Consider the following 12616-nt stretch of genomic DNA (forward strand, 5'->3'; position numbering starts at 1 on the left):
AGTACAGACCGCGACAGTGAGGGCGTGCTAACTTCGGGCTTTTTCGTCCGAGGACATCATGACCCTTGCCCGCTTCCCGCTCGCCGTGCTGGCCTTTGCCGCCGCGGCTTCCGTATCCGCCGCCGACCATTACGGCCGCCTGACTGTCGACGTCAAAATCGAGGGCAAGGGCCAGACCCAGCGCGGCAAAGACTATTCCCGATCCACCACTGCCCAGAATGTGCACATGGCTTTCAATGTCATGCGCTCCGGCGACGGCGACGACAGGAACATGCTGGACGACGCGGGCAATGCAGCCGAAATGGAGAAGTACGCCGCAGCCTCGCGCGCCCGCGCGCCGTCCCCGGAGAAGCAGAAAGAGGTGATGATGCGGATGCAGAAGGAGGCCGAGGCCTGCCGCAACGACGTCAACTGCATGCAGGCGGTCGCCCTGAAGATGGCCAAGGAAACCGCTTCCTGGGCCGCCCCGGCGCCCGACCACTCCGCGGACGAAGGCCGCTACTTCAACTACATCCCCGTCGGCGCCGCCCAGTGCAAGGGCGAGTTCACCGCGAAGATCGCCGACAGCGAAGAAGGCGCCTACTCGGACGTGGCAGGCATGCGTCCCTTCACGACCAAGGTCGCCGCCGATTTCAAGGCCGGGGAACTGGAAAAGGCGACGGTATGCATTGGCAGCGTGACGGTGGACAGCCGCACGGGCAAGCTCTACTCCCGCCTCGCGGTGCCGGTCATCAAGGGCCGCCACCGCAGCACGGACGCGGGCCACGTCACCCATGACTCGGCCGATTCCCAGCTGCTGCTCAATGCCGACGCCATGAAATGGGCCTTCGCCCAGCTGAACGGCGGCGCCCGCAGCGGCGTCCAGCGCACCACGCTGAAGGCGCCCCTGTCCTCGTCCATGGCAGGCCAGGGCGAGCAGACCCTCAACGTCGAAGTCCGCTGGACCTTCGACGGCAAATAAAACAGCCGAGCCCGTGTCCACCTTGGGGTCAGACCCCAAAAGTGGACACGGGCTCGGCTGGAACCTGCTGCGGGCGAAACTTAGTTGGTGACGCGCTTGCGGCGCATGAATTCTTCGTAGCTGCGCTGCTCGCGTTCCCAGATGTAGCGGAACACGGCGCGGGCGGGAGGCGACAGCTTGCGCACTGCTTCGGGGTTGAATTCCATGGGGTGCGGCTCTTCGTTCAGCGCGTGGCGCGACTGGGCGTGAGTTGCATCAATGAAATGTTTCGTGGCTTCATCAATATCAGGGAAGTAAATATCCGCTGGCAGTTTGTGCTGAAGATCCATTCCTTGCTCCGTGTGTTGACTAATCTCAGCCAATAACGCGGACGTGATCGATCCGGTTGACAGGGTTTTTCGGGGCGCGCTTGTATAATGCTGTCAATCTTTACAGGGGCTGCCTAAACAATGAGCAATACCACCCATTTCGGCTACAAGACCGTGGCCGAGGACGACAAAGTCAAGGAAGTCGCCAAGGTTTTCCACTCTGTTGCCGCCAAGTACGACATCATGAACGACGTGATGTCGGCCGGCCTGCACCGCCTCTGGAAGACTTTCACTATTGCTAACGCCGCCGTGCGTCCGGGCTTCAAGGTGCTGGATATTGCGGGCGGCACGGGCGACCTGGCCAAGGTCTTCGCCAAGCAGGCGGGGCCCACCGGCGAGGTCTGGCTCACGGATATCAACGAGTCCATGCTGCGCGTCGGACGCGATCGCCTCTTGAACCGCGGCCTGGTGACCCCCACCTTGCTGTGCGATGCGGAAAAACTGCCTTTCCCGGACAACTACTTCGACCGCGTGAGCGTGGCCTTCGGCCTGCGCAACATGACGCACAAGGATGTGGCCCTGTCCGAAATGCGGCGGGTGCTGAAGCCGGGCGGCAAGCTGCTGGTGCTGGAGTTCTCGAAAGTGGCGGCGCCCCTGCAGAAGCCTTACGACCTCTATTCCTTCTCGGTGCTGCCGTGGATGGGCCAGAAGATCGCGGGCGATGCGGAGAGCTACCGCTACCTGGCCGAGTCCATCCGCATGCACCCGGACCAGGAAACGCTCAAGACCATGATGCAGGCAGCCGGTCTGGAGCGCGTGGAGTATTTCAACCTGACGGCAGGTGTGGCCGCTTTACACACCGGTATCAAACTCTAGGAATTGCCATGAACATCAAGAAGTTTCTGATTACCGCCACCGTCGCCCTTGCGGCGCTGAGCATGACGGCCGAGCTGATGGCGCGTCCCATGGGCGGCGGTCGTTCCTTCGGCCGCCAGTCCTCGAACGTGAGCCGCATGGCGCCGCGTCCGGCGCCGGTGCAGTCGCCGACCCAGGGCGCCCAGCGTCCGGCCGCCGCGCCTGCGCCCACCCCGGCCGCCCCGCCTGCCGCCCGCCCCAGCCCCTGGAAGGGCATCCTGGGCGGCGCGCTGCTGGGCCTGGGCCTGGGCGCCCTGTTCTCGCACTTCGGCATGGGCGCGGGACTGGCCAGCGCCCTGGGCTCGATCCTGACCGTGCTGCTGGTGGTGGGCGTGATCTTCTTCCTGATCAACATGTTCCGCCGCCGTTCCCAGCCCGCCGTGGCGGCGCCGAGCGGTTTCAGCGGCAATTTCGGTGACAAGTTCAGCGCGCCCCAGCCTGTGCAGGGCGGCAGCAGCACGCCGGAAATCGGATCGCGCCTGCAGCCTTCGGCCTTCGATCCCGTGCAGCCTGCCCAGCCTGCTGCGATCCCGCACCAGCAATGGGGCGTGCCTGCCGACTTCGACCAGGCTTCCTTCCTGCGCCATGCGAAGAGCAACTTCATCCGCCTGCAGGCGGCCTGGGACAAGGCCGACGTGAACGATATCCGCGAATTCACCACCCCGGAAGTGTTCGCCGAGCTGAAGATGCAGATCCAGGAACGCGGCGGCAAGGCCGACTACACGGACGTGGTGCAGATCGACGCCGAGCTGCTGGGCATCGAGAACAACGGCACGGACTACCTGGCTTCCGTCCAGTTCACGGGCCAGATCAAGCCCGCGCCGGACGCCCTGGCCGAGCCCTTCAACGAGGTCTGGAACCTGGTCAAGCCCGTCAACGGCGCGGGCGGCTGGCTGCTGGGAGGCATTCAGCAGCTCGCCTGATACCCGGCGTGCAGGGCTTTTGCCCAGCAAACTGGTAAGATCGAAGCCGCCCAGGAATTTCCGGGCGGCTTTGTTTTGTGCGTCCTCCACGGTTAAGACCATGTTCCCATTTCCATCCGCGCTGCCCACGCTGAGCGCTCCGGCGGCGGCCACCATCAATCACCTGCTGGCGCAGGAGCCCTGGGCGCGCCAGGAGCTCAAGCAGTACGCGGGCAAGACGGCCGCCATCGAGGCCCCGCCCGTTTCCCTGCGCCTGCGCGTGGCGGCGGACGGCATGGTGGAAGGGGCGCCGGCGGACGCGGAACCGTCGGTGACCATCCGCCTCAAGCTCTCGGACCTGCCGCTCATCGCGCAGAACCGCGAGCGCGCCTTCTCCTATGTGCAGATCGAAGGCGATGCGGAATTCGCCAATGCCATTTCGCGCCTGAGCCAGTCCCTGCGCTGGGAGGCCGAGCACGACCTGGAAAAGCTGTTCGGGCCGATTGCCGCCGTGCGCTTGGTGGCCGGGGCCAAGGCCGCCGTGGCCTCCCTGAAGACGGGCCAGCGCAAGCTGAGCGAAAACATGGCCGAGTACTTCCTGGAGGAGAAGCAGGTGCTGATACGCCCCATGGTGGCGGAAGAATTCGCGGGTGACGTGACCCGCCTGCGCGACGACGTGGAGCGCTTTGCCAAGCGACTGGAAAAACTGGAACGCAAGCTGGCCGCTGCGCCCCACCATACGGACAATCGATGATTCTGAAATTCCTGCGGCTCGTACGTATCCTCCGCGTTCTCGTCAAATACGGCCTGGACGAGATTGCCATCTCCGGCTTCGACAAGCCGCGCATCAGCCGTTTCCTCGACTTTGCCTTCTTCTGGCGCGACCTTTCCACCCCGCGCGGCGTGCGCCTGCGCCTGGCGCTGGAAGAGCTGGGCCCCATCTTCGTGAAGCTGGGCCAGGTGCTCTCCACCCGCAGCGACCTGGTGCCGCCCGATATCGTCTTCGAGCTCTCCAAGCTGCAGGACCGCGTGCCGCCTTTCGATTCCGACCTGGCCGTGGCCCAGATCGAGCGTTCCCTCGGCGCCCATCCGGACCAGCTGTTCGCGCGCTTCGAGCGCATTCCCGTGGCCTCCGCCTCCATCGCCCAGGTGCACTTCGCCGCGCTGCCGGACGGCACCCAGGTGGCCGTGAAGGTGCTGCGCCCCGGCATGAAGAAGCTGATCGATGAAGACGTGGCACTGATGCACATGGCCGCCAACTTCATCAACCACGTCTGGGCCGACAGCAAGCGCCTGAAGATGAAGGAAGTGGTGCACGAGTTCGACAAGTACCTGCACGATGAACTGGACCTGATGCGCGAGGCGGCCAACGCCGCCCAGCTGCGCCGCAACTTCGCCGACTCGAAGCTGCTCATGGTGCCCGAGATGTTCTGGGACTACTGCTCCAGCAGCGTCATCACCATGGAGCGCATGAACGGCATTCCCGTGTCGCAGACTGAGCGCCTGGTCGAGGCGGGCGTGGACCTGAAGAAGCTCTCCAGCGACGGCGTGGAAATCTTCTTCACCCAGGTGTTCCGCGACGGCTTCTTCCACGCCGATATGCACCCCGGGAACATCCTCGTGTCCATCGACCCGGCCAGCTTTGGCCGCTATATCGCGCTGGACTTCGGCATCGTGGGCACCCTGAACGACTACGACAAGGACTACCTGTCGCAGAACTTCCTCGCCTTCTTCCGCCGCGATTACAAGCGTGTGGCCGAGGCCCACATCGAATCCGGCTGGGCGCCCAAGAACACGCGGGTGGACGAGCTGGAGGCCGCCGTGCGCGCCTGCTGCGAACCCATTTTCGACCGTCCGCTGAAGGACATCTCCTTCGGCCAGATTCTCCTGCGCCTGTTCCAGACCTCGCGCCGCTTCAACGTGGAAGTGCAGCCCCAGCTCGTACTGCTGCAAAAGACGCTGCTCAATATCGAAGGGCTCGGCCGCGCGCTGGACCCCGACCTCGACCTGTGGAAGACCGCCAAGCCCTATCTGGAGCGCTGGATGGCCGAGCAGGTGGGCTGGCGCGGCCTGATCGAACGCCTGAAGGCGGAGGCGCCGCGCTACTCCCACATCCTGCCTGCGCTGCCGCGCCTGACGCAGCAGGCCCTGACGGCCATCGCCGACCGCGACACCTCCAACCGCGACCTCCTGCGCGAGCTGGCGGAAGAGCAGCGCCGCACCAACCGCCTGCTGGGCTTCTTCGTCTTCTTCGTGGGCGCCTTCATCGTCGGCACGGTGGGCTTCCAGGCCTGGATGCACTGGCACGGCGGCTCCTGATGCCCGACTTCCAGAGCCGCGATCCCCTGTCCCCGGCGTTCTGGGACGAGCGCTTCGACAAGGACTTCACGCCCTGGGACCGGGGCGGCGCCCCCGAGCGCGTGGCGCGCTACGTGGCGGAGTGGCCGGGCAGGGCGCCCGTGGCGCTGATTCCCGGCTGCGGCAGCGCCTACGAGCTGGCGCTGATGTGCGAGGCGGGCTGGGACGCCACCGCCATCGATTTCTCTCCTTCCGCCGTCGCCCAGGGCAAGGCGGCAGTCGGCCGCTGGGCAGGCCGGGTGGTGGAAGCCGATTTCTTCGCCTACGCGCCGCCGCGCGCCCTGGACCTGATCTACGAACGCGCCTTCCTGTGCGCCATGCCGCCTGCGATGTGGCCGTCCGTGGCCAAACGCTGGGCAGCGTTGCTGCCGCCGGGCGGTATCCTGGCAGGCTATTTCTTCTGCACGGACACCGTGAAGGGCCCGCCCTTCGGCATCCGCCGCGAAGCCCTTGACCGGCTGATGGCCCCCGCCTTCACGTTGGCGGCCGAAGAGCCGGTGACGGACTCCCTCCCGGTCTTCGCCGGCCGAGAACTCTGGCTCGAATGGCGCCGGCAATAAGGCAGGGGGCAGACCCTGCTTAGCTCCGCTAACCAGGGTCTGACCCCGGTAACCCAGTCCGCCACCGACCACAGTCCGCCAACCATGTTCGGTGGCGGACCAAGCTCTCGGGGACAGACCCCCTGCGGGGTCTGTCCCCTCTGCCATCGGTTCCCTCGCCCAAAATCGCCAATCACCGCCAAAAAAGCTTTATAATTCAGGGTTTTTGTAGATTTTTGCGGAGAGACAGATGCCAATCTATGCTTACCGCTGCGAGGATTGTGGCTTTACCAAGGACGTGCTGCAAAAGATCTCCGATCCGCAGCTCACTGATTGCCCATCCTGCGGCAAATCCACCTTCAAGAAACAATTGACCGCAGCCGGTTTCCAGCTGAAGGGAACGGGCTGGTATGTGACCGACTTCCGCGGCGGCGGCAATGCGCCGGCCACCGGCGTGTCCGGCGGCGCGAAGGCTGACGCCCCGGCAGCGGCGCCGGCCCCAGCGCCCGCCCCATCCGGCAGCACCGATTAAAGCGAGAGCCCTTGAACACGATGCGCAAATACTTCATCACCGGTCTGCTGATCCTGGTTCCCCTGGCGATTACCGCCTGGGTGCTGAACCTCGTCATCAGCACGATGGACCAGTCGCTGCTCTTCGTTCCCGAACGCTGGCAGCCGCGCACCCTGATCGGATTCGACATCCCTGGTCTGGGCACCATCCTGACCATCCTCATCGTGTTCCTGGTCGGCCTGCTGGCCAATAACCTGATCGGCAACTACGTCGTGCGCCTGTGGGAAAAGCTGCTGAACCGCATTCCCGTGGTGAGCTCCCTGTATGGCAGCGTCAAGCAGGTGTCGGACACGCTGTTCTCCTCGTCCGGCAACGCCTTCCGCAAGGCCGTGCTGGTGCCTTACCCGCACGAGAACAGCTGGACCATCGGCTTCCTCACCGGTACGCCGGGCGGGGACGTGAAGAACCACCTGGTGGGCGACTACGTGAGCGTCTACGTGCCGACGACGCCCAACCCCACCTCCGGCTTCTTCCTCATGCTGGCGAAGGACAAGGTCGTGGAACTCGACATGAGCGTCGATGCCGCCCTGAAGTACATCGTTTCGATGGGCGTGGTTGCGCCCGAATGAACCAATTTAACCTGAACTGAGAATTAACCATGTCAATGCGTACTCAATACTGCGGCCTCACCACCGAAGCACTGCTGGGCCAAACCGTCAGCCTGTGCGGCTGGGTGCACCGTCGCCGCGATCACGGCGGCGTGATCTTCATCGACCTGCGCGACCGCGAAGGCCTGGTGCAGGTGGTCTGCAATCCGGACCAGGCGGAAGTGTTCAAGGTGGCAGAATCCGTGCGTAACGAGTACTGCCTGCGCGTGACCGGCCTGGTGAAGGACCGTCTGGCCGGCACCGTGAACGCCAACCTCAAGTCGGGCAAGATCGAAGTGGTGTGCACCCAGCTCGAAGTGCTGAATCCTTCGGTGGCCGTGCCCTTCCAGCTGGACGACGACAACCTGTCCGAAACCACCCGCCTGACCCACCGCGTGCTGGACCTGCGCCGTCCGCAGATGCAGAACAACCTGCGCCTGCGCTACAAGGTCACCATGGAAGTGCGCAAGTACCTGGACTCCCTGGGCTTCATCGACATCGAGACCCCGACCCTGACCAAGTCCACGCCGGAAGGCGCGCGCGACTACCTGGTGCCGTCGCGCGTGAACGCGGGCCAGTTCTTCGCGCTGCCGCAGTCGCCACAGCTGTTCAAGCAGCTGCTGATGGTGGCGAACTTCGACCGCTACTACCAGATCACCAAGTGCTTCCGCGACGAAGACCTGCGCGCCGACCGCCAGCCCGAGTTCACCCAGATCGACTGCGAGACCTCCTTCCTGAACGAGCAGGAGATCCGCGACCTGTTCGAAGACATGATCCGCAAGGTCTTCAAGAACACCCTGGAAATCGACCTGCCGAACCCCTTCCCGGTGATGAACTTCTCCGAAGCGATGGGCAAGTACGGTTCGGACAAGCCGGACATGCGCGTCAAGCTGGAATTCACCGAACTGACCGACGTGATGAAGGACGTGGAGTTCAAGGTCTTCTCCGGCGCCGCCAACATGCCTAACGGCCGTGTGGTGGGCATGCGCGTGCCGAAGGGCGCGGACATGCCGCGTTCCGAAATCGACGCCTACACCCAGTTCGTGGCCATCTACGGCGCCAAGGGCCTGGCCTACATCAAGGTCAACGAGAAGGCCAAGGGCCGCGACGGCCTGCAGTCGCCGATCGTGAAGAACATCCACGACGAAGCCCTGAACAAGATCCTGGAACTGACGGGCGCCCAGGACGGCGACCTGATCTTCTTCGGCGCCGACAAGGCGAAGATCGTCAACGACGCCATTGGCGCGCTGCGCGTGAAGATCGGCCACTCCGAATTCGGCAAGGCCAACGGCCTGTTCGACGACGTGTGGGCCCCGCTGTGGGTGATCGACTTCCCGATGTTCGAGTACGACGAGGAAGACGACCGCTGGACCGCGACCCACCACCCCTTCACCGCGCCGAAGGACGGCCACGAAGACATGCTGGAGACCAATCCGGGCGCCTGCATTGCCAAGGCCTACGACATGGTGCTGAACGGCTGGGAACTGGGTGGCGGCTCGATCCGTATCCACCGCGAAGAAGTGCAGTCCAAGGTATTCCGCGCGCTGAAGATCGGCGCCGAAGAAGCGCGCCTGAAGTTCGGCTTCCTGCTGGACGCGCTGCAGTACGGCGCGCCTCCGCACGGCGGCCTGGCTTTCGGCCTGGACCGCATCGTGACCTTGATGACCAAGTCCGATTCGATCCGCGACGTGATCGCCTTCCCGAAGACCCAGCGCGCCCAGGACCTGCTGACGCACGCTCCGTCGGAAGTCGACGAGAAGCAGCTGCGCGAGCTCCACATCCGCCTGCGCGCCGCCGAACCGAAAGTCGCCGGCTAAAAACAAAAGGGCGCCCACAGGCGCCCTTTTTTGTTGGCAGAGGGGACAGACCCTGCTTAGCTCCGCTAACCAGGGTCTGTCCCCGAAATCCCAGTCGACAACCGAACACAGTCCGTCCGGCAGATGACGTACAAAATCCCCGAATCCGTCCTAGTAGTCATCCACACCGCCGACCTGGAAGTGCTGCTCATCGAGCGCACCGCCAACCCCGGCTACTGGCAATCCGTCACCGGCTCCCTCGACGCCATCGACGAGCCGCTGCTCACCACCGCCACCCGCGAGCTCTTCGAAGAAACCGGCATCGTCGCGGACGGCGAGCGCATCAAGCTGCGCGACTGGGGCATGAGCAACGTCTACGAAATCTACCCCGTCTGGCGCCACCGCTACGCGCCGGGGGTGACGCAGAACACGGAGCACATCTTCAGCGTCGAAGTCCCGCGCGACATCCCCATCCTGCTCAGCCCGCGCGAGCACACGGCCCACATCTGGCTCCCCTACCTGGAAGCCGCCGACAAATGCTTCAGCCCCTCCAACGCCGAAGCCATCCTCCAGCTCCCCCGCCAGTTATCCCGCTGACCCAGCGCAAATCAAGCGGGCGAACGCGCACTAGCATGACGAGGTCTGCTGTGCGTCGGAGCTTGCCATGCCCGTTTTGCTGCGCTACAAAGGTAACGTATTCTTCTTTTTCTCAAACGAGGGATTGCCCAGGGAACCGCCGCACGTCCACGTACGGCACGGGAGCGCGGTGGCCAAGCTCTGGTTGTACCCCAGCGTCTCGGTCGCGGCGGCGCGAGGATTCAATGCAACGGAATTGCGAGAACTTGTGCGCATAGCGCGCGCCAACCGGCAGCTCTTCATAAAAGCGTGGGAGGATTTTTTCGATGAGTAATTCATTTGCCAGACGAGTGGCCTTCGATGCGGAAAACATGTGGGTACATATGACCGATGGACGTGTTCTGGGGGTGCCGCTATCCTTCTTCCCCAGGCTTCAGCAGGCGTCCACGGCCGAGCGAGAACAATGGATCATCAGCGGTGGCGGAACTGGCCTGCACTGGGACGCATTGGATGAGGACATCAGCGTCGAGCACCTGATGCTGGGATATGGAGACCGGACCAGACAGAGTGCGGCATCCAAGTAGGCGCCTTCAACCGTGCCGCCGCCGCACAATTGAATCGGAGTAAGAGTCTTCTTGGCGCTACAATAATTCCATGAAGATTCGCGTCGCCACCTACAACATCCACAAGGGCATGTCCTACCGCAGCCATCCGCGGGTGCACGCCCTCAAGCAGGCGATCGCGGCCTTCGAGGCGGACCTGATCTTCCTGCAGGAAGTCCAGGGCCAGCACGACCGCATTGCGGCGCGCTACGGCGAGGAGCGGCATGGCCACCGCCACTGGCCCCAGGGCAGCCAGCACGAGTTCTTCGCGGGCGAGTCGCACCAGTCCGTCTACGGCCTGAACGCGCAGTACGACCACGGCCACCACGGCAATGCCCTGCTGACCCGCTGGCCCATCCAGAAGTGGACCAATACGGATATCTCCGACCACGCCTACGAGGCGCGCGGCATCCTGCACTCCATCGTGGAGACGCCCAAGGGCATCGTGCACTGCTACGTGATCCACCTGGGCCTGTTCGAGCGAAGCCGGGTGCGCCAGGTGGATGCCCTGATCGATGCGGTCAACCTGTCCGCCCCGAATAACGAGCCGGTGATCATCGCCGGCGATTTCAACGACTGGCGCAATACCTTAAGCGCCAAACTGCGCAAGGCGCTGGGAGTGGTTGAGGTGTTTGACGAGATCGGCTCCGGCTCCAGCCTGGGCGACCTGGTCCGTACCCTGGCCCGGAAAAAGGCGGCGATCCGTCCGGCCCGCACCTTCCCCGCTGCCTTGCCCTTCTTTCGCCTGGATCGCATCTACGTGCGCGGCTTCAAGGTAGAATCGGCTGAGGTCCTGCACGGCCAGTTGTGGGCCAAGCTGTCCGACCATGCGCCGATCGTGGCTACCTTAAAACTCTAGCGACACATGCGTCCTGTCGATTTCATCGCCGATAACGAAGTCACCCTCCTGCACTGCGGCACCGATTACTTCCCCGCCCTGGTCGAAGCCATCGATGCCGCGCAGTACGATATCTACTTCGAGACCTATATCTTCGCGGACGATGAAACCGGGCAGCGCGTGCTGGCGGCACTGATGGCGGCGGCAAAGAGGGGCGTTGCGGTGCGCATGATCACCGACTGGTTCGGCACCGGCCACAGCCAGGTGAGCCGCATGCATGCGCAACTGCTCGAAGCCGGGGTCGAGCACCGCATTTTCAATCCCTGGTTTCTGCGCGGCGTCACGCGCACCCATCGCAAAGTGTGCGTGGTGGATCGCTCCCTGGCCTTCGTCGGCGGCATCAATATCAACGACGACATGTTCTGCGACTACGACCACAGCATCCCCCTGAGCGCGCCGCGCTGGGACTTCGCCGTGGCCGTGCGCGGCCCACTGGTGGCGGCCATCCACCAGGAAGCGGCGGCGCAATGGCAGCGGTTGGGGAAGATGTCGGTTGTCAGGCGTATCGGGCTTTACCGCGACATGCGCAAGGTCGATAAGATCAGCCGCGAAGCCTTGGTGCAGGCCGGCTTCGTGGTGCGCGACAACCTGCGCAACCGCATGACCATCCAGCGCGCCTACCTGAAGGCCCTGGGCCGGGCCCGCAAGAGCGTGCTCATCGCCAATCCCTATTTCGCGCCCGGCCGCAAATTCCGCCGCGCCCTCTCGCAGGCCGCGCAGCGCGGCGTGGAGGTGGTGCTGCTCATCGGCGTGGGCGAGATCTGGCTGCAGGACGCCGTGGCCCATTCCTTCTACCCCAAGCTCCTTGCCTCCGGCGTTAAAGTGGTGGAATATCACAAGACCCAGTTGCATGCGAAGGTCGCGGTGATCGACGACGACTGGGCCACGGTAGGTTCCAGCAATGTCGACGGCCTGAGCCTGTTCCTGAACCAGGAAGCGAACGTCGTCATCAAGGACGCCGCCTTCGCCCGCAGCCTGCGCGAGCATATCGAGCGGGCGGTGGCGGAGGGCGTGGTCATCCATGCGCACGACTTCGCCCACGTGGGCCGCTTCCGCCGCATCGGCTACGAGGTGGCGTACGTGTTCTACCGTACGCTGATGCGCATCTTTGCAGTAGGAAAATACGCTTGAAAGACAATGTACGCATCGACAAATGGCTGTGGGCCGCGCGCTTCTTCAAGACCCGCCAGCTGGCCATCGACGCCATCGACAACGGCCGCGTGAAGATCGGCGGCGACCGCATCAAGCCCGCCCGCACCATCAGGCTGGGCGAGCGCCTCCACATCGACAACGGCTCGGACGAATGGGAGGTGCTGGTGGTGGGCATCAGCGACCAGCGCCAGTCCGCGCCCATCGCCCGCACCCTGTACGAAGAAAGCGAAGCCTCCATCGCGCGGCGCCAGAAAGAACAGGACCGCCGCCGCCTCTTCCACGAGCCGGGCGCCGACATCAAGGGCCGCCCCACCAAGCGCGACCGCCGCCTCCTCGACCGCGCCGCCAGCGACGAATAAAAATTTCTTAAAGGGGTCTGTCCCCTTTAAGAAAATGTTGCCATTCAACAATAGAACGGCGGCTCTAAATATCCCGTTTGACTTTTGTGCCG

16 protein-coding genes are annotated in these 12616 nt (G+C 64.0%); 15 read left to right on the top strand and 1 reads right to left on the bottom strand.

Annotation, left to right across the window (positions count from 1 at the left end; all coding sequences use genetic code 11):
* Positions 1–58: 58 nt before the first annotated feature.
* Complete coding sequence (locus LSQ66_RS24180; RefSeq protein ID WP_231767700.1) at positions 59–961, top strand: hypothetical protein; 903 nt, start codon at positions 59–61, stop codon at positions 959–961.
* A gap of 80 nt (positions 962–1041) precedes the next feature.
* Here the strand turns inward: LSQ66_RS24180 and LSQ66_RS24185 are convergent, their stop codons facing one another.
* On the bottom strand, positions 1042–1290 hold the full coding sequence (locus LSQ66_RS24185) for a hypothetical protein (RefSeq protein ID WP_231767701.1): 249 nt from the start codon (positions 1288–1290) through the stop codon (positions 1042–1044).
* Positions 1291–1410: 120 nt separating this feature from the next.
* Between LSQ66_RS24185 and ubiE the strand changes: the two genes are divergently transcribed.
* The 14 genes from ubiE to LSQ66_RS24255 all read left to right on the top strand — a co-directional run bounded on the left by ubiE (position 1411) and on the right by LSQ66_RS24255 (position 12524).
* Complete coding sequence (gene ubiE, locus LSQ66_RS24190; RefSeq protein ID WP_231767702.1) at positions 1411–2145, top strand: bifunctional demethylmenaquinone methyltransferase/2-methoxy-6-polyprenyl-1,4-benzoquinol methylase UbiE; 735 nt, start codon at positions 1411–1413, stop codon at positions 2143–2145.
* An 8-nt stretch (positions 2146–2153) separates the two neighbouring features.
* A complete protein-coding gene (locus tag LSQ66_RS24195) occupies positions 2154–3107 on the top strand; it encodes a Tim44 domain-containing protein (RefSeq protein ID WP_231767703.1) in 954 nt (317 codons plus the stop codon).
* Positions 3108–3207: 100 nt separating this feature from the next.
* On the top strand, positions 3208–3840 hold the full coding sequence (locus LSQ66_RS24200) for a ubiquinone biosynthesis accessory factor UbiJ (protein WP_231767704.1): 633 nt from the start codon (positions 3208–3210) through the stop codon (positions 3838–3840).
* Entirely contained in the window at positions 3837–5405 is a 1569-nt protein-coding gene (gene ubiB / locus LSQ66_RS24205; protein WP_231767705.1) for a ubiquinone biosynthesis regulatory protein kinase UbiB, read from the top strand. The genes LSQ66_RS24200 and ubiB overlap by 4 nt, the downstream gene beginning before the upstream one ends.
* Positions 5405–6004 carry a methyltransferase gene (locus tag LSQ66_RS24210; RefSeq protein WP_231767706.1) on the top strand — a complete coding sequence of 200 codons (600 nt, stop codon included), beginning with the start codon at positions 5405–5407 and terminating at the stop codon, positions 6002–6004. Before ubiB ends, LSQ66_RS24210 begins: the two co-directional genes overlap by 1 nt.
* 229 nt (positions 6005–6233) lie before the next feature.
* Entirely contained in the window at positions 6234–6515 is a 282-nt protein-coding gene (locus tag LSQ66_RS24215) for an FmdB family zinc ribbon protein (RefSeq protein WP_231767707.1), read from the top strand.
* A gap of 20 nt (positions 6516–6535) precedes the next feature.
* Positions 6536–7123, top strand: a complete 588-nt coding sequence (locus LSQ66_RS24220) for a DUF502 domain-containing protein (RefSeq protein ID WP_231770193.1) — start codon at positions 6536–6538, stop codon at positions 7121–7123.
* A 29-nt stretch (positions 7124–7152) separates the two neighbouring features.
* Positions 7153–8958, top strand: coding sequence for an aspartate--tRNA ligase (gene aspS, locus LSQ66_RS24225; protein ID WP_231767708.1), 1806 nt, complete (start codon positions 7153–7155; stop codon positions 8956–8958).
* 123 nt (positions 8959–9081) lie between these two features.
* Positions 9082–9534, top strand: a complete 453-nt coding sequence (gene nudB, locus LSQ66_RS24230; RefSeq protein WP_231767709.1) for a dihydroneopterin triphosphate diphosphatase — start codon at positions 9082–9084, stop codon at positions 9532–9534.
* A 67-nt stretch (positions 9535–9601) separates the two neighbouring features.
* On the top strand, positions 9602–9847 hold the full coding sequence (locus LSQ66_RS24235; RefSeq protein WP_231767710.1) for a DUF4160 domain-containing protein: 246 nt from the start codon (positions 9602–9604) through the stop codon (positions 9845–9847).
* The gene (locus LSQ66_RS24240; protein ID WP_231767711.1) at positions 9840–10097 is read left to right on the top strand and encodes a DUF2442 domain-containing protein; all 258 of its coding nucleotides are present in this window, start codon (positions 9840–9842) and stop codon (positions 10095–10097) included. The genes LSQ66_RS24235 and LSQ66_RS24240 overlap by 8 nt, the downstream gene beginning before the upstream one ends.
* Before the next feature lie 70 nt (positions 10098–10167).
* On the top strand, positions 10168–10974 hold the full coding sequence (locus LSQ66_RS24245) for an endonuclease/exonuclease/phosphatase family protein (protein ID WP_231767712.1): 807 nt from the start codon (positions 10168–10170) through the stop codon (positions 10972–10974).
* Between the two features lie 6 nt (positions 10975–10980).
* Positions 10981–12144 carry a cardiolipin synthase ClsB gene (gene clsB / locus LSQ66_RS24250; RefSeq protein ID WP_231767713.1) on the top strand — a complete coding sequence of 388 codons (1164 nt, stop codon included), beginning with the start codon at positions 10981–10983 and terminating at the stop codon, positions 12142–12144.
* Complete coding sequence (locus LSQ66_RS24255) at positions 12141–12524, top strand: RNA-binding S4 domain-containing protein (protein ID WP_231767714.1); 384 nt, start codon at positions 12141–12143, stop codon at positions 12522–12524. Before clsB ends, LSQ66_RS24255 begins: the two co-directional genes overlap by 4 nt.
* Positions 12525–12616: the final 92 nt, after the last annotated feature.

The organism is Massilia endophytica (genome assembly GCF_021165955.1).
Lineage (GTDB): Bacteria > Pseudomonadota > Gammaproteobacteria > Burkholderiales > Burkholderiaceae_D > Rugamonas > Rugamonas endophytica.